This is a genomic window from Acinetobacter sp. MD2 (assembly GCF_035615575.1).
GTDB lineage: Bacteria > Pseudomonadota > Gammaproteobacteria > Pseudomonadales > Moraxellaceae > Acinetobacter.
Genome location: NZ_VTDK01000010.1, coordinates 33,677 through 50,125 on the forward strand (window position 1 = coordinate 33,677; position 16,449 = coordinate 50,125).

Here is a 16,449-nt window from a genome sequence, read left to right on the forward strand (position 1 = left end):
GATATGCCATGCTAAAAAGTAGCATAGTGCAGAATAGAGCGATGTTAAAATCAGCTTAGGCCGTTTGAGATTTTAAAACACGATGATGATATCTGAATGTAACTTAGGTTTACTCATAGAGGCAGAAGACTTGCTGCCACATTTAGGGCATCCTCAGCTTAAAATTATTGATTTAAGCCGCAGTTCAGTCTATGAACAGTTGCATCTGCCACATGCCATTCATGTAAAACCACATCAGTTATTGCAGCAGCATGAATTGGCGACAGGCGTTTTACCTGATTCAGCACAACTACAACAGCTCATTGAAGCATTACAATTAAGCTCTGAACAGCATGTGGTGGTTTATGACGATGAAGGTGGTGGTTGGGCTAGTCGACTCATTTGGAATCTACATTGTTTAGGGTTTCATAAAACCAGTTTGCTCAATGGTGGTATTCATGCATGGCTGGCGTTAGGCTATCCGACTTCATCTGAGGTGAGTCCGATTCCACCTGTAGCACAGTTATTTGAGATTAACGTATCAAACATGGCGCAGTTTCGAGTGCAATATGTCGAGCTGCTTGATGAAGTTCAACAAGGTCGTGTGCAACTTTGGGATTGCCGTACTTTAGATGAATATACAGGGCTTCGTTTGGCTGCACGTCGTGGTGGACATATTCCCGGTGCACGGCATTATGAATGGAGTACTGCCCTAAATCGTCAAAATCATTTAAGATTGCAACCTTTCGAGCAAATTCAGCATCGTTTACAACAGATTGGCTTTGATTTAACTCAGCCAGTCGTGGTGTATTGTCAGGCACATCATCGTTCTGCTTTAGCATACGTGATTGGGCGATTGTTAAATTGGCAAATTCGAGCCTATGATGGCGCTTGGAGTGAGTGGGGCAATGAACCCGACAGTCCAATTGTTAGCGGAGAGCATCCATTTTGAGTCTTACAGATCAACTGAAAAAACAGCTTTTTTTACAAGCGCAGCATCTTGTGCCACAGCATCAACTGAGCCGTGTGGTGGGAAAAGTTGCTGCAAGTGAAAATCCAATTGTAAAAAATATTGCAATTCAGGCATTTAAATCTAAATATAAAATTGATATGTCAATTGCACAGCAAAAAAATGCGTTGGCATATAAATCATTTAATGAATTCTTTACCCGTGGTTTGCAAAATGGTGTACGTGAAGTTGATGCTGCGCTAAACAGCATTGTGAGCCCTGCCGATGGCATGATTTCGCAACTTGGCGATATTGTCGAAGGTCAGGTGTTTCAAGCCAAAGGTCAGCATTTTTCAGTTGACCAGTTAATTGCCGACCCACAATTGGCTGCACCATTTCAAAATGGACAATTTGCCACTGTGTATTTATCGCCAAAAGATTATCACCGTGTGCATATGCCATTTGCAGGGACTTTAACTGAAACTTTATATGTACCAGGCGAGTTATTTTCGGTGAATCAGGTCACAGCAGAAAATGTACCCGGCTTATTTGCACGTAATGAGCGTATGGTGTGTTTATTTGACACTGAAATTGGGCGTATGGCAGTGGTGTTAGTTGGTGCCATGATTGTAGCGGGCATTGAAACGGTTGCTACAGGCAAGGTGAAACCAACAGGGCGATTAGAATTACAGCAACATCACATGACCTTAAATAAAGGCGATGAGCTTGGGCGTTTTTATTTAGGTTCAACGGCCGTCGTGTTATTTGAACCGAACACGATGCGGTGGGACGAAGCTTTTAAAGCGGAGTCTATGGTAAAAATGGGTGAGCGCATGGGTGTATTGCTCTAATTTTTGCCGATAAAACTGCATGATGAAGAATCCAATAAATTAACTGCAATTTATTGGATTCAATACTTGAATGTTTTGTGGCTGTGCTAATCTTATTCAAAATAAATGTATGACTGATGATGAATGTCATGTGAGTTCTTGGCTAACTTAAAAATACAGCCATCATGAGGATTATTGATTCTCTAGGAATGAAACTTTGATATCACGTGGGAAATCAGGAAATAAGATATAGAGCATATTAGGATGCTTTTTGAAACCTGCACCATCAAGATATTTCCACTTTTTAGAGATAAGTGGGCGTATTGCCAACATAAAAGATTCGCTGATATGTTCTTGACCATTCACCATGAGCGTTAATTTTTCAGGAATAAAGCATATCTCATTATTACCAACAATATAGTTATCTACAGGTGGTTGAGTTTCAACTTTCGAAACTACGATATTACTTTTTTTAAAATTATTTGCTGTAATTTCGAGTAAATTTCTAAAAGCGCTTTGTCCTCCAGCATAATTAATTAAAGAAGAATCAGTTTTGTTTTCAATATATTGGAAATTTCTAGAATTAAATGCAGTACTTATTGCGATAATATTTTTCGAAATAATGCTTTCATAGTCTTTTTGACATGCTAAATCTGCTGCAAATGTTGCTTGCGTCAGTATAGAAAAACTCAGAGCTATTGTTAACTGTTTTAATTTCATGTTTTGTCTAGGTTTAGCCGGATAAATTATCGAATTATAGGTTGTATTCGACCTATTGGAAAAAACTTTTTGATTTATTCGATAGTGCAAATTGCACTCATTAAATCCAGAGACCATCCCGCAAGTTTACCTATTTTTCGGGAGCATGATCGATCTGTTCCTCTCATTGAAAAAGTGCCTGTGTCTTACTTGCTTTAAAAGGCATTCAGCATTTTCGTTGATGATAGGATGTGATGACTTGCTATTTTTTGAATAGAGCTTGTCAATACATCCTAAATTATAACAGGCGGTTTATCTATTTCGCCTGCTTCAGTACCTCTACACACGGCGGATAGTTTTCCTGTGCGCGTTGCTTTTGTTGGGGATTTAATGCGAGATAACGTTTTACCCAGTCTTGTGCCAGTTCGGGGCGAAAGTCGGGATGTTGTACAGCATAATCAGAAATACTACCTTGTTGGTATTTTTCCATCTGCTGCATTAAATAAGCGGTTTCAGGTTTGGCATCGGGCTGACGAATAATAAAACACAAGATCGCCTGATAGCGTTCCACTTCATCTTTGCTTGGTTGCTGAATTTTAACGATGGCAAATATGACCAAACATAAGCCACAGATTCCCAGAAGAATAGACAATTTTTTCATGGCGACAAGATAGTAGTTTTCGAGTCTAAAAAGCAAGACAATTTATGCTAAGAACGAGATTGAAAATAGGTAAATTGCAAAACTCAATGCTCTGTTTGATAAAGACGTTCTTTAGGAAATACGGCTTTAAAGCATGAGCCTTGATTTGGACGAGAGACGATTTCTAAATGTGCGCCGTGCTGCATTAAAACATGTTTCACAATTGCAAGCCCCAAACCTGTACCGCCTGTTTGTCGGCTACGTGCAGTATCGACCCGATAAAAACGTTCCGTTAAACGTGGTAAATGTTTGGGGTCAATCCCAATGCCATTATCTTCTACAGTAAAATAGCCATGGGTTTGGTCGTCATGCCAACCAATGGTAATTGCACCACTTTCCTTAGGGGTATATTTAATTGCATTGGTAATTAAGTTGCCAAAAGCACTGGCTAATTCGATATCCGAGCCAATTAAGTCACAATGACTGTCGATGTCTAAATTGAGTTGATGTCCATATTCTGAGTTGTAGGCTTGTGCATCATCAAATAGTTGATTCATTAAACCGCGCATATCTACAATTTGGTTTTTGGCAATGGTTTTGTCATTTTCAAGTCGAGATAACAATAACAAATCATTCACCAAAGCATTCATACGCTTCGTTTGTGCTTGCATTTGCTCGAAAGGACGTTTCCAACGTGGATTAAAATCATCTTGATCGGTGAACATTTCCAAATAACCACTGAGTACTGTAAGTGGTGTACGTAACTCGTGCGAGATGTTATCAACAAAATCTTTACGCATTTGTTCTAGGTTGTGCATGCGTGTGACATCGTAGGCGAGCAGTAAACGACTTTCTGTACCAAAACGGGTCAGTTTAATTTGCACATAGCGTTCTTCTTCGAGCGACAGTTTGAGCTTAATACCATCGGGATGTTGTTCTAAATGATGAAAATAATCAATAAAAGCAGGCTGACGCAAAATACCCAATAAGTTGCGCCCACGATCAAGCTCTTGAATGCCAAGCAATTGGGTAGCAGCGGGATTCCACCATTCAATTTGTTGCAATTCATCGGTTAGAACAACAGCTTCAGCCAAGGCAATTAAAGAGGATTGCGCACGGTCAATTAAACCGACCATTTCGGCTTGTACCACCCGCTCTTGGCGTTGTGAACGGTAAATATTAAACAGTAATGCACCCCAAATACCATCTAAATTAGGCGGTACGTCATAAGGGCGATTGGCAATCCAAGCGTTGACTAAATATAGGGCACGTAGTTGCAAGACAATAAAAAGGAAACAGGCAAGCGCAATGCAGATCCAAAAGTAACCAATACCAAACCCAACTAATCCTGCAATCACCATAAAAAAGAACAGTTGTCTTAAATCCTGTTTGGCATAGTGCCAAAGTGAACTATAACGATAATTTTTATATTCGTGGCTAAGTTCAGGGGTTGGATAAGGTTCATACATACAAAAGGTTTATCCTAAGACATCTGCACGGGTTGAAAAACGATAACCTGTGCCACGCACGGTTTGCACAAAACGGTCGACACCATAAGGTTCAAGTACTTTACGCAAACGGCGAATATGTACATCAATAGTGCGGTCTTCAATATAAACATTACCACCCCATACTTGGTCGAGTAATTGGGCACGTGTGTAAGCGCGTTCAGGGTGCGTCATAAAGAAAGCCAGTAAACGATATTCGGTTGGGCCCATGTCTAAAATTGTATCAGAAAAGCTAACCCTTTGGCTGACAGGGTCAAGCAATAAGCCATTGGCATCAATGGTTTTTTCACCACTGAGGGCATTGGAACGACGTAATACCGCTTTAATACGCGACACCAATTCACGGGTCGAAAATGGCTTCGTCATGTAATCGTCTGCGCCAGCATCTAGGCCTTGTACTTTATGATCTTCTTCGCCGCGTGCAGTGAGCATAATCACCGGAATTTCAGATAAACTTTCATCACGTTTTAAGCGGCGACATAAATCGACACCGCTGGTTCCACCTGGCAACATCCAGTCTAGTAAAATGAGTGCGGGGCGTTGGTCAACAATGGTTTGATGTGCCTGTTTGGCATCTTCTGCTTGTAGGCATTGAAAACCTGCCATATCTAACGAGGTATGGATCATTTCACGAATGGGTAATTCATCGTCAACAATTAAAATATAATCCTCTTTCACAATCTTTTATCCTGTTAAAAGTGTTGTTCTGTGATGTAAGTATTACAAAGCTTAATTGTGACAATATCATTTCAAGTGGAAGGGCACTGGCCGATTTTAAAGCATATTTGTGACAAAATGCAGATACGACAATGACAAAAATATGACATCTGCCATTCATTTTTGGTTTTATAGCAAACGGTGAATGCTTTTTTTCTTCCAAACAAAGTGATAATAGCCACCTTGTAGCAAACATAAGCAGACAAAAGCTAATGCGTAAGCAAACCAAATGCCTTTTAGTCCCCAAAAATGACTAAACAAGTAAGCACAGGGCAATTCAATACATAAAATTGAGCCAATGTTGATGAGCATTGGGGCAGTGACTGTGCCGCTTGCGCGCATAATTGAGGCAAAAATAGCATTCGCACCAAAAAATAAAACAGCCCATAGCATGATAAATAGCAATTGCTGTCCTAAAGCCATGACGCTTGGCTCGGTAATAAACAGTGCCATTAAGTGCCATGAAAATAAGTAGGCCAACACAATTAAACTGCCTGTAATGAGCAAATTCATGCCCATTGCTGTGCGCAGGACTTTACCAAGTAAGTAGGCTTTATTCGCACCAATGGCTTGCGCTGCAAAAATTGAGGAAGCAATCGCAATAGAAAGTGCTGGAAATTGAATATAGTTGAGTACTTGATTGACCGCACCATAGGCAGCGGTGGCATGTGCGCCGTATTGGTTAACTAAACTGACCACAACCAAGCCTGCTAAAGAGGTGGTGACCATTTGAATGCCGGTTGGAATACCTAATTTTAAAATGGCTTTTGCAAGTTGAGGTTGTAGGCGTAACTGCTTTAAAAAGTGTCGATTTGGGCGCAGCGGATGTTGTTTAAAATTTAAATAAACAGCCAAAAAGATCAGTACTGCAATATTTCCCGTAATTGATGCAATCGCAGGAGCGACAATTCCAAGTTTAGGCAATCCCCAATAACCTTGAATAAAGGCAGGAGTAATCACTAATCCCAATAAACTGGTCATTAGCAAAGCAACCAATGGCGTTATGCTATCGCCAACGCCTCGCAGCACTGAAGTATAAATAATGTAGACAAATAACAGGGGGCTACCTGCCAACATACTACACATATACGGAATTGCTAAAGGTAGGATTTTTTGATCTACCCCAAGTATTTGTAAGAAATGTGGAGCAAAGACAATGCCAAAAGCGGCAATGATTAAACCACCGAAGAAAGTCAAAAATAGGGTTGTACCAACCACCTGTTGTACGCGTTCAATATTTTGTGCCCCCCAAGCCTGCCCCACCAAAATTGTAGTACCTGCCGAAAGCCCAATTACAAATGCCATTAAGCAAAATAAAATGGGGAAAAACACGGATACGGCAGCAATTGCATCGACGCCTAAAAACTGTCCGACAAAAATGCTGTTAATGGTACCTGAAAGGTTTTGTAAAATATTGGTGGCAACCAAAGGCAATACAAAAACCAAAAAGGTTTTCCATAAATGTTGTTCGGAAAAAACCAAGCCTTTTTTCATAATTAATTCAATGCCCTTATCTACATTGTATTTTACAAGCATTTAAAAAAACGCCACGTTGGCTTGCTGTAAATGCAGTGCCAATCTACCTGTGCTAAATTTTTTGTTATTAGGATAATGATATTGTGCGGCTAAAAATCGATGCTTTCGAGCAAATTCAGTTATTAGAGAAAGCATTTGGCATCATGATTCTTTGCCGATGATTTTTGTTAAAGCGTTTGGTTGTGCAATTATAGCATTCGCGCATAGTCATGTAATTGTGCAATGCTTGTAGTTGCACCACCACATACAATCACGAGAACTTGGTCGGTTGGAGAAAATGTAATTTTTTGATCATATAAAACCGATAGCGTTGCCCCGCAAGCAGGTTCTACCAAGGTACGATGATCATCTAAAAACTGCATACAGGCTGCAACCGCAGTTTGATCTGCAACAGTCAGTCCAATGACATTACCTTGCTGTGAAATTGCAAAGGCATTGGCACAAACCTGTGCTTGGCATATTGTTATTCCTCTTGAATGAGAGGAATAACATATCTAAACAGTGAATGCAAAATATCCAAACAATGGCTTAGAGTAGATAGTGCTGTAGCTTATAGCCACAGTTCAAGTCCTGCACGAATCAGCCCTAAAATTAAGCCAATACACGCACCTACCACCACGCCATTGACCCGAATCATGTGTAAGTCACCACCGACTTCGTTTTCAATTTTGGCAATCATTTCGGTTGAGTCCCATTCGTGAATCCGTTCACTAATAAAACGAATCACTTTATTGCTATATTGATCACTGAACCCAATAGCAGCACTACTTAAGCGTTGGTTGAGCAATTGGCGAACATCATTGTTTTGGATTAAATTATCCCCTAATAATTCAATTGCTGCACGTAAATTGAGTGCAATCCCTGAATTGGTTTTTTCTAAATCTTGCTTAATCGCTTGACATAAAATGACCACTGCACCACTCATGAAGTTAAGCATTTGTGGACTTTCGAGCAATGCATTTTTCGTGGCATTTAGCCGAATACTGGCATTGCTATTGGCATCTGCCAAAGCATGCATTAAGCCATGTGCATAATTTTCAATGTGCTGCCGCCACGGATGCTCAGGGTCGGCGAGCATGGCTTCTACTTTAATTAATAAACTGTCGATACTACGCTGCTGAATGTCGATGCCAATCCAATGAAAACCTTTCGCAAGTTTTCCAACGCCCAATTCTTTAAAGACTTTTTCTGTCATATCGCGCATTTGTTCAGGGTGTGCAATCACCCATTCATGCGCCATATCTAAGCCATGTTGTAATAAATCTTGATGAAAGTCGTTGTCTAAAATGGCATGTAACATTTCACTGGCAAGACCATTAATTTGGGTGTTGCGTACCCACTGCACGCTATTGGTTTGAATGAAACGGGCAATTTGTTCTTGTCCAACAAAGTCGAATACTTTGGGCAAGCTTTGTTGCATTAATAAAGTCACTTGTTGGCTATTTTGTGGTGAAGCAAGCCATTTGCCTAAACTCATGCTTAAATCGGTTTGAGCCAAGGTTTTTTGCACAACATTTGGTGATAAAAAATTTTCTTGGACAAATCGTCCCATCGATTCTGCAATGCGGGCTTTGTTACGTGGAATAATTTCGGTGTGGTCACGTAAAAACCGTGGAATGGGCAACTGCCCAAACGGATTACGAAATAACACGGTAATGGCGTACCAATCTGCAAGTCCACCCACCACGCCTGCTTCTGCACCCAACATTAAAATATGAATGAGCTGCGTGTCTTGCGGAAAAAATTTTGCACTCACAATCAAAATAAGCCATGCAATAATCGCAATGATTAAGGCAATGCTAGCAAAGCGTTTGCTGCGTTGTAAGTTGGGAGAGTCTGGTTGAGTGGTAAGACCCATTGCGCCGTCCTAAATCAAGGGGTGGTGGAGGTTGAAGCAGGTAGCATATCACCAAATGGACTTAAGCCATATTTTGCCCCTAATGACTTTAAAATGAGGCTAGCATCAAATGCGTCATCAGGATGGCGTTGCTTCTCTTTAAAGCAGACAATGGTGTAAGACACTTCGGTGGGATCGCTAAAGGTAACGACTTGTGGGCTATTAAAGAATGGGTCATAAAAACCCATATGACGATAAGGACTATAAGGATAAAACATTGGTGGTGGTGCAGGGTAAACTACACGATGCTGCATAGGCGCTTGGTTGTGATTACTCGGGTCATTTACGACTTTAAAATAACGGAACCCTTGTTGTAATGTAGTTTGTGCAGCTTTCACGAGTGCAATTTCTTGTGCACTGCCATAGCTCATATCACGTTCGGTTTTAAAGCCAATACGAAAGGTTTGATTATTGAGTGGATAACTGCTGAAATGACCGAGTTGGTCAAAACTACGTGGTTGTGTTGAAAGCGTGCTACAAGCAGATAACGCAAGAGGAGCGCTAATGAGTAGCCCCAAGAGGGTTTTGTTCATGGTGTATTCCTTCAAACCTTTAGTTTAATACTTGTGTTGTAGCGAATGAGTATGATTTGAGCATTAAGATCGCGTTGTAATTTTGTATAGAAATATAGCGCAAAAAGGGGGCAAGCTGAGCCATCAACTAAACAATACAGCATGAAAATAAGGTTTTGATATGCTCTGTTCTAAAAATAGCGATTGTTTTTTTGAAGTGATTCTTATAAAAGCACATCTTTAAGATGCTTTATTTTGAATAATATGCTGAACAGCCTTGCACAAGCGGCAAGACCTTGTAAGCTAAACATGTTTGTCTAGTTCATTTGAACAGACAGTAAACTTCTTTTATTGTGCTAATGTTCTGGCAATTTAGACGGAATACATTGGGCGATGCAAGAAGTTTGATGAGTAAAATCGAAAATTTAGAATTCAGGTGAGTAAATCTGTATGAGTCAAGCGAATGCACAATCTTTTGTTGTCCCTGCGTGGGTCAATGCTTCCTTATTGCAAGGCACATTACGAGGGATTGAGCGAGAAAGTTTGCGTATGCAGCATGATGGTTATTTGTCGCAATTGTCTCATCCAAAAGGTTTAGGTTCGGCATTAACTCATCCGCATATCACCACCGATTATTCAGAAGCGTTACTTGAATTTATTACCCCACCACAAAGCTCAATTACCGCAGCATTGGCTTATTTAACAGACATACATGCAGTTGTGAATCAGCAATTGGCTGAAGGGGAGAAGCTGTGGCCAATGTCTATGCCGTGTATGCTCGATCAAGATGAACAGCAAATTCGTTTAGCAGAATACGGCAGTTCCAATATTGGTTTATTTAAAACGTTGTATCGGAAAGGTTTGGGTGTACGTTATGGTCGCCGTATGCAAACTATTGCAGGGGTGCATTACAATATTTCTTTTCCAGATAATTTGTTTCTTGAGCTACAAAAAAATGAGCTCGATCCTCAACTTAAAAAGTTAAGTTTACAAGATTATCGTAGCCAACGTTATTTTGGCATGATTCGTAATTTCATTCGCTTCATCCCAATGGTGGTGTATTTATTGGGTGCAAGCCCGACCGTCTGCCGCAGTTTTTTAATTGGTCGTGAGCATCATTTAACCCCACTCGTTGGGGGAACACTACATTTACCTTATGCAACTGCATTACGCATGGGTAAGCATGGTTATCAAAACTCGGCGCAAAAGCAGTTAGGCATTCATTACAATAACCTAGATGCGTATTTGCAAGGCTTACAACGGGCAATTAAAACACCGTATCCTGAATTTACTGCACTTGGGCTAGACGATGAACAAGGCGAGCCAATTCAAATTAATGACCATGTTTTGCAAATTGAAAATGAATATTACAGTTTGATTCGTCCTAAACAAATTCCACAAGCTAATGAAACGCCATCGCAAGCATTGCAAAACCGTGGTGTGGCTTATGTCGAATTACGTGCGGTAGATGTCAATCCATATAGTCCAATTGGCATTGATGAACATAGTGCTGCATTTTTAGAAGTTTTGGCATTGTATTGTTTGTTGCAAGACAGCCCTGAAATTAGTGAGACCGAGCAAAGTTTAATTGAGCAAAACCATCTTGCAGTAGTTGAGCAAGGTCGTGCACCAAAGCTCAATATACAAACGCCACAAGCAATTTATACTTTAACCGACTGGTTGAATTTGCATTTAAATGCGATGCAAACGCTTGCAGGATTATTTGATGAAAGTAGCCAATCAGTATTGTATAGTTCAGCGTTAGCAACCATGCTTATTCGTACGCAAGACCCAAGCAAAACTCCTTCTGCAAGGGTGATTGAAGATATGCTACATTTTGGTGGGACATGGAAAATGGGAAGTGATCTTGCCCAAAACCATACTGCTCAATTACAACAGCATCAATTATCGGCAGAGCAGCAGGATTATTTTACAGCTTTGGTGCAGCAGTCACTCGATGCTCAGCAGCAATTAGAGCAGCAGCCTGCACCACCATTTACAGAATATTTACAGCAATTTCGTTAAACGAAAAGAGGATATACCTTTGCGAGTCAGTTATCGCCACGTGAATGCCCTATTGCTGCTTAGCAGTATTATTGGGATGTCATTTGCTTTATATCTTGAACATTTCAAAGGCCTAGAGCCGTGTCCGCTGTGTATTTTTCAGCGTGTTGGACTCATGGCGATGGGTGTTTTCGCCTTAATTGCCTTGATTCATAACCCAAATTCAACGGCGATGAAGCGTATTTATGCTGCACTTGCAGGATTGGGTGTGCTGTGGTCTGCGGGTGTGGCAACGCGTCATGTTTGGATTCAGCACTTACCACCTGACCAAGTTCCAAGCTGTGGGCCGGGTTTGAATTATTTGGTTAATGTTTTACCGTGGAAAGATGTCCTTTCACAGGTACTTACGGGTTCGGGTGAATGTGCCAAAATTGATTGGACCTTTTTAGGACAGTCATTACCTGTATGGTCACTTGTATTTTTTAGTGGGTTACTTTTGCTTTCGATTTGGCAAGTGTTCCGCCGTTATTAAGTTGATTAGAACCGCCTTCGGGTGGTTTTTTTATTACCTTGCTGATGAAGTAGCCGAAATTTCAGCATTTATATGCTGCAAAAGAAATTATTCAATAAATTGATCTTGCCAAGCAATAAGTATAAAAAATCAAAATGCAATAGCAATTTATTTGAAAAAAAAGTATCGGTTTAAGATCCAATGTAAGTTTAACTTTTATATCATGCCGTTTAGAGTTGTCGAATGCTACGTTCTCAAAATCCACAGATGCTCGAAAATCAACGGTAATTGGCAAACCGTTTTACGGCGTTAAATATGATGCTGAAGCTTGTAAGCGCGCACAAAGCAGTTTGATTGATTCAATAATTATTTTTAAAATAACAAATAATTAGATAACTTTTGAGAACTAAAAAGTACCTTATTCCTAGCATGAATATAAACACATGGATGATGATGTTTTTATATAGATTTAAACTATTACTTACTATGAATTGTGGTTTGTTTTAATGTGTTCGATGATTGCTATATATGGGTTTTATTAAATTAAACTTAAAATATTAAGACATAAAAACTATTTTTAAATTAAAATAAAATCATCCATAATCGCCTTCGTTCTCAGACGAAAGTCGACAAAGATATCGTAATTGGCTGTAAACCTATGATACCTCGAACTCATTTTCGCTCAGTCACAACCTCTTTTGACTGAGCTTTTTTTTGCCTATTTTTTGATTATTCTCGAATCACCTGTCCTGAAAGTGCATCAATAATTTTACTTGGGAGAGGGCTTAAACCAAGATCTCCAGTTAAATAATTTACCTGTTCTGAAAAATAGGTTTGTGCTTGTTTTATATTTTGTGCAGGTGCTAAACCCGCAGGATTGGCACTTGTTGATACAATAAAATGACCAAGTTCCTCACATAAGCGTTGGCACAATGGGTGCTGGGTAACCCGTACGGCAACAGTTGGGTGTTGTCCTGTAATCCAATTTGGAATAGTGGCATGGCTTGGTAAAAGCCAAGTAACAGCCTGATCATCTACTTTTTTGTGAGACCAACTATCAATAATGCGTTGTTGCATTTTGGCTTCTAATGGGGTGAGTAAGTGTTCAATTTGTGCAATCGATGATGCGAGTAAAATCACACCTTTTTCAATTGGACGTTGTTTTAGTCTTAGAATTTGAGAAAATGCATCTTGGCTAAATGGGTCACAGCCTAAGCCCCAAACGGCTTCAGTTGGGTAAGCTAAAACTTGGCCTCTTTTGAGAAGTTGTGCAGCTTGTGCAGCGGAGGAGGTGATCATTATGTTTGCGCCAAAATCAATTTATAGAGAATGGCTACGACTATACCGTCCTGCTTGCTGTAAGCACAAGCCAAGAAGCTCGAGTTCCATCAGCTGTGCTGACAGTACATTAGCAGGTTGTTTTAAGCGCAATGCTAATTGATCTAAATCGACTCCTACCCAATCAAGCTCTTGATAAATAGCCTGTAAGTGCGTTGGAATATCTTGCGGTTGCGGTTGCGGTTGCGGTTGCGGTTGCGGTTGCGGTTGCGGTTGCGGTTGCGGTTGCGGTTGCGGTTGCGGTTGCGGTTGCGGTTGCGGTTGCATTTGCCATTGGGTTGGTAAAGCTAAATCTTCAAGTACTTGTTCAGGATGATCGACTAAAATAGCCCCTTCACGAATGAGTTGATGACAACCTCGATTTTGTTCTTGATAAATGTGTCCAGGAATCGCAAAAATTATTTTTCCTTGTGTAGCTGCAGCCTGTGCTGTGGTAATCGAGCCACTTTTGAGTGCTGCCTCAGCAACAACAACCCCAAGACTTAAGCCGCTGACAATTCGATTTCGGCGTGGAAAATAACCTGCCAAGGGTAAAGTTTTTGGAAGAAATTCTGTAATGATTGTACCACCTTGAGCAATGATGTTTTGCCGTAACCTTGCGTGTGATGACGGATAGGTTTGCTCAATGCCAGTGCCCATTACTGCAATGGTACGTTGATGCTGTAAACCACCTGAATGTGCAGCAGCATCGATTCCTAAGGCCAAACCACTGGTAATATAAAAGCCTTTTTCTGCCAAATAATAGGCAAAATCATAGGCAATTTGTAAGCCTTGCTGTGATGCTTTGCGGCCGCCAACAATTGCAACTTGTGGTTGGCTTAAATGTAAAACATTGCCTTGTCCAAATAAAATCGGTGGCCGATCATCATAAGGCAGCAGTTGGGTGGGGTAGGTTGAATCTTGTGTGATGCAAATGAAGTCACAATGTTGCTCAATAAGTGCTAAGGTTTGTGCAAATCTGTGTTGTTCTTGTTGGGTATGAAACTGTTTAGCACGTTCAATATGATTTTTATGAAGATTTAACTCTGACCAGCGTTGTAAGTTCTTAGGGTGAATTGCCGCATCGCTACTGCCAAAATGTGTGATGAGTTTATGGTAAGCACTATAAGAATGCTGAACCAAATACCAAAGCTGAATGCAGGATAAATGCGGCGCTGATATTTGATTCAACATTGGCTATTCCTTTAATCAGAAGCCATTGGTGGAGCGATAAAAGCCCCAGTTTTAATAGGCAGAGTACTTTCTAAGACATAGGCATAACTTAAATGATCAAAACTGCGCAAAATCATAATAGTGCCGACAGCTTCTTTGGGTAAGGTGATTTTTTTACCCGTTTTGATGTCGGTAACCATAGCCCCTTGTTGATACACCTTAAACACTTGACCTGCTTGCGTACCTTCTAAGCGACCACGGTCAATCGTGACAATACTATTTTTAGCTGCACTGCCAATATTATCAAGTACGCGAATAATTTTTCCATTTTCAGTCACTTGATTTTGTGAGCTGGTGTAGAAGTAACTTGGCAAGTCTGCAGACAATTCTGGCAAAATTATATCGCCACGCCGTACTTCTTTGTCATAACTTTTATCTAGTTCAAGGGTGGTGATTTCACCTTCTTGATTGGTGCTAATCCCTGTTGCGACTTCTAAAAGCTCAATTGCAACGGTATGAGATTTTTTATTGGCATCTAAAGCAGTATAGGGTGAAGTTTCACGGTATATGCCGTAGCGTTGTCCAATGTTAAGTCCATTCCCTTTAACATAAATGGTTTGCCCAATACCTGCAAGCAAGCGTTCATCTGCTGCACCAACCACATATGGCGTATTCTTAACTGAATCTGGTGCTAAAATAGTGGCACGCTTGAGCCAAACTTCAATGTCTTTTAATGGAATAATTGAAATAGCATCGTCACTTTCAACACGCACTTGAGGTTTTAGGTTAATTGCACCTAAATGGCGGCGTACAATTCCTTCACAGCCGTCACCTTCATCTTTACCAATTAGTGGTCGTCCTTGATATGAGCAGAGTAATAGGCGGTCGCCAGGGTAAATCCAATGTGGATTCTTTACATGACGATTATTGGCCCAAATTTCTGTCCAGCGCCATGGGCTTTTCAGAAATTTGCCTGCAATTGCCCATAAAGTATCACCTTTACGGACCACATAGACATGAGGGGCATTGGTTTTTAGAACAGCAGGTGTCGGATTTGGTGATGCATGGGTTTGATAAACAAAACAAGTACTAAGGCTTAGCCCTAAGACAAGAGCGGCAAGATGTCGTTTTACTTTTGAACCTGAGAACTGGTTTTTCCCCACTAAAACCTTTTTCATTATCATATTTCCTAAATGGATATTTGTAATTGCGCTATAATAACGAACTTATATCGCGTTTTTCTATTGAAGTAGAATTCTTATTTCTTCATTTGCTATAAATGAAAGAAATTTGTTTTGTAGAGGAGGGCTTTATGGCCTTATTACCTATTCTAAGTTTCCCAGACCCACGCCTACGTACCATTGCGCAACCAGTGAAAGAAGTTACGGCTGAAATTCGTCAGCTAGCTGCAGATATGTTTGAAACCATGTATGACGCGCCGGGTATTGGTTTGGCTGCAACGCAGGTCGATCAACATATTCAGCTTATCGTTATGGATATTTCTGAAAACAAAGATCAGCCCCTTGTTTTTATTAACCCTAAACTAACCCCATTAACAGAAGATACACAGCCTTATGAAGAAGGTTGCTTATCTGTTCCTCAAATATACGACAAAGTTGCTCGTCCGTCACGTGTCAAAATTGAAGCTTTAAACCTTGATGGTGAAAAAATTGAAATTGATGCAGATGGTTTACTTGCTGTTTGTATTCAACATGAAATGGATCACTTAGATGGCAAGCTTTTTGTTGACTATTTATCACCATTAAAACGTCAACGTGCGCGTGAAAAAGTTGAAAAAGCAGCAAGACAGCGTGAAAAAGAAGCATTAAGACGCTAAAAGTCTACAATATGACATGCACTGAGCTAAATTGATTTAAATCAGTGCAAAAGTCTAAAAATAATAATTGATAAAAAACAGTGGTTTGTGTGTTTTGAGTTTAAAGTTTATACGGTTGGTAAAAAAGAATTTAAAAAAAGCTTGTATTGGTTTAGAAATGCTGTAGAATGCACATCCATCGGCGGTGATGAGAAATAAAACTTGTTGATAAACAGGAAGTTAGCACAAAGTGCTGAATTGAATGATTATTAAATAAGTTAAAAATATTTCGAATTACTAGTTGACTTTCTTTTTAAAGAGAGTAATATGGCCGACCTAGCTTGATGATGACGAATCATTA

The 16,449-nt window shown here is 40.1% G+C and carries 16 protein-coding genes; 5 read left to right on the plus strand and 11 right to left on the minus strand.

What is annotated here, in order from left to right:
- The first annotated feature begins 82 nt into the window (after positions 1-82).
- Complete coding sequence (locus tag FXN70_RS11355) at positions 83-931, plus strand: sulfurtransferase (protein ID WP_324647576.1); 849 nt, start codon at positions 83-85, stop codon at positions 929-931.
- Positions 928-1,779 (plus strand): archaetidylserine decarboxylase, encoded by an 852-nt coding sequence (asd, locus tag FXN70_RS11360; RefSeq protein WP_324647577.1) that lies wholly within the window; start codon positions 928-930, stop codon positions 1,777-1,779. The genes FXN70_RS11355 and asd overlap by 4 nt, the downstream gene beginning before the upstream one ends.
- A 171-nt stretch (positions 1,780-1,950) precedes the next feature.
- Here asd and FXN70_RS11365 read toward each other — a convergent pair whose 3' ends face one another.
- The 8 genes from FXN70_RS11365 to FXN70_RS11400 form a co-directional block, all read right to left on the minus strand.
- Complete coding sequence (locus FXN70_RS11365; protein ID WP_324647578.1) at positions 1,951-2,478, minus strand: hypothetical protein; 528 nt, start codon at positions 2,476-2,478, stop codon at positions 1,951-1,953.
- Between the two features lie 295 nt (positions 2,479-2,773).
- Complete coding sequence (locus FXN70_RS11370; protein WP_324647579.1) at positions 2,774-3,109, minus strand: hypothetical protein; 336 nt, start codon at positions 3,107-3,109, stop codon at positions 2,774-2,776.
- 92 nt (positions 3,110-3,201) lie between these two features.
- Complete coding sequence (phoR, locus tag FXN70_RS11375) at positions 3,202-4,566, minus strand: phosphate regulon sensor histidine kinase PhoR (protein WP_324647580.1); 1,365 nt, start codon at positions 4,564-4,566, stop codon at positions 3,202-3,204.
- Positions 4,567-4,575: 9 nt separating this feature from the next.
- Complete coding sequence (gene phoB / locus FXN70_RS11380) at positions 4,576-5,283, minus strand: phosphate regulon transcriptional regulator PhoB (protein WP_324647581.1); 708 nt, start codon at positions 5,281-5,283, stop codon at positions 4,576-4,578.
- Between the two features lie 168 nt (positions 5,284-5,451).
- Positions 5,452-6,816 (minus strand): MATE family efflux transporter, encoded by a 1,365-nt coding sequence (locus tag FXN70_RS11385; protein WP_324647591.1) that lies wholly within the window; start codon positions 6,814-6,816, stop codon positions 5,452-5,454.
- Positions 6,817-7,046: 230 nt separating this feature from the next.
- Positions 7,047-7,220, minus strand: a complete 174-nt coding sequence (locus FXN70_RS11390; protein WP_420714413.1) for a hypothetical protein — start codon at positions 7,218-7,220, stop codon at positions 7,047-7,049.
- A 188-nt stretch (positions 7,221-7,408) separates the two neighbouring features.
- Positions 7,409-8,716 (minus strand): DUF445 domain-containing protein, encoded by a 1,308-nt coding sequence (locus tag FXN70_RS11395; protein WP_324647582.1) that lies wholly within the window; start codon positions 8,714-8,716, stop codon positions 7,409-7,411.
- Positions 8,717-8,730: 14 nt separating this feature from the next.
- Positions 8,731-9,288 (minus strand): CC0125/CC1285 family lipoprotein, encoded by a 558-nt coding sequence (locus tag FXN70_RS11400; RefSeq protein WP_324647583.1) that lies wholly within the window; start codon positions 9,286-9,288, stop codon positions 8,731-8,733.
- Positions 9,289-9,717: 429 nt separating this feature from the next.
- Here FXN70_RS11400 and gshA point away from each other — a divergent pair, with 429 nt between their 5' ends.
- Complete coding sequence (gshA, locus tag FXN70_RS11405) at positions 9,718-11,292, plus strand: glutamate--cysteine ligase (protein WP_324647584.1); 1,575 nt, start codon at positions 9,718-9,720, stop codon at positions 11,290-11,292.
- A gap of 19 nt (positions 11,293-11,311) precedes the next feature.
- Entirely contained in the window at positions 11,312-11,803 is a 492-nt protein-coding gene (locus FXN70_RS11410) for a disulfide bond formation protein B (RefSeq protein WP_324647585.1), read from the plus strand.
- 708 nt (positions 11,804-12,511) lie between these two features.
- On the opposite strand, the gene FXN70_RS11415 is transcribed toward FXN70_RS11410, so the two are convergent.
- From FXN70_RS11415 to FXN70_RS11425, 3 genes are read right to left on the minus strand one after another with little or no spacing between them, the layout of a single operon-like run.
- Entirely contained in the window at positions 12,512-13,081 is a 570-nt protein-coding gene (locus FXN70_RS11415) for an L-threonylcarbamoyladenylate synthase (RefSeq protein ID WP_324647586.1), read from the minus strand.
- 21 nt (positions 13,082-13,102) lie between these two features.
- Positions 13,103-14,293, minus strand: a complete 1,191-nt coding sequence (dprA, locus tag FXN70_RS11420) for a DNA-processing protein DprA (RefSeq protein ID WP_324647587.1) — start codon at positions 14,291-14,293, stop codon at positions 13,103-13,105.
- A gap of 11 nt (positions 14,294-14,304) precedes the next feature.
- The gene (locus FXN70_RS11425; protein ID WP_324647588.1) at positions 14,305-15,450 is read right to left on the minus strand and encodes a LysM peptidoglycan-binding domain-containing protein; all 1,146 of its coding nucleotides are present in this window, start codon (positions 15,448-15,450) and stop codon (positions 14,305-14,307) included.
- 134 nt (positions 15,451-15,584) lie between these two features.
- Here FXN70_RS11425 and def point away from each other — a divergent pair, with 134 nt between their 5' ends.
- Entirely contained in the window at positions 15,585-16,109 is a 525-nt protein-coding gene (def, locus tag FXN70_RS11430) for a peptide deformylase (RefSeq protein ID WP_324647589.1), read from the plus strand.
- The last annotated feature ends 340 nt before the right edge of the window (positions 16,110-16,449 follow it).

Coding starts and splice junctions, on each gene's coding strand:
- FXN70_RS11425 (WP_324647588.1), bottom strand. CDS start 15,450: ATGAAAAAGGTTTTAGTGGGGAAAAACCAGTTCTCAGGTTCAAAAGTA.
- FXN70_RS11390 (WP_420714413.1), bottom strand. CDS start 7,220: ATGCAGTTTTTAGATGATCATCGTACCTTGGTAGAACCTGCTTGCGGG.
- FXN70_RS11400 (WP_324647583.1), bottom strand. CDS start 9,288: ATGAACAAAACCCTCTTGGGGCTACTCATTAGCGCTCCTCTTGCGTTA.
- FXN70_RS11415 (WP_324647586.1), bottom strand. CDS start 13,081: ATGATCACCTCCTCCGCTGCACAAGCTGCACAACTTCTCAAAAGAGGC.
- FXN70_RS11355 (WP_324647576.1), top strand. CDS start 83: ATGATGATATCTGAATGTAACTTAGGTTTACTCATAGAGGCAGAAGAC.
- FXN70_RS11395 (WP_324647582.1), bottom strand. CDS start 8,716: ATGGGTCTTACCACTCAACCAGACTCTCCCAACTTACAACGCAGCAAA.
- FXN70_RS11385 (WP_324647591.1), bottom strand. CDS start 6,816: ATGAAAAAAGGCTTGGTTTTTTCCGAACAACATTTATGGAAAACCTTT.
- gshA (WP_324647584.1), top strand. CDS start 9,718: ATGAGTCAAGCGAATGCACAATCTTTTGTTGTCCCTGCGTGGGTCAAT.
- phoR (WP_324647580.1), bottom strand. CDS start 4,566: ATGTATGAACCTTATCCAACCCCTGAACTTAGCCACGAATATAAAAAT.
- dprA (WP_324647587.1), bottom strand. CDS start 14,293: ATGTTGAATCAAATATCAGCGCCGCATTTATCCTGCATTCAGCTTTGG.
- FXN70_RS11365 (WP_324647578.1), bottom strand. CDS start 2,478: ATGAAATTAAAACAGTTAACAATAGCTCTGAGTTTTTCTATACTGACG.
- def (WP_324647589.1), top strand. CDS start 15,585: ATGGCCTTATTACCTATTCTAAGTTTCCCAGACCCACGCCTACGTACC.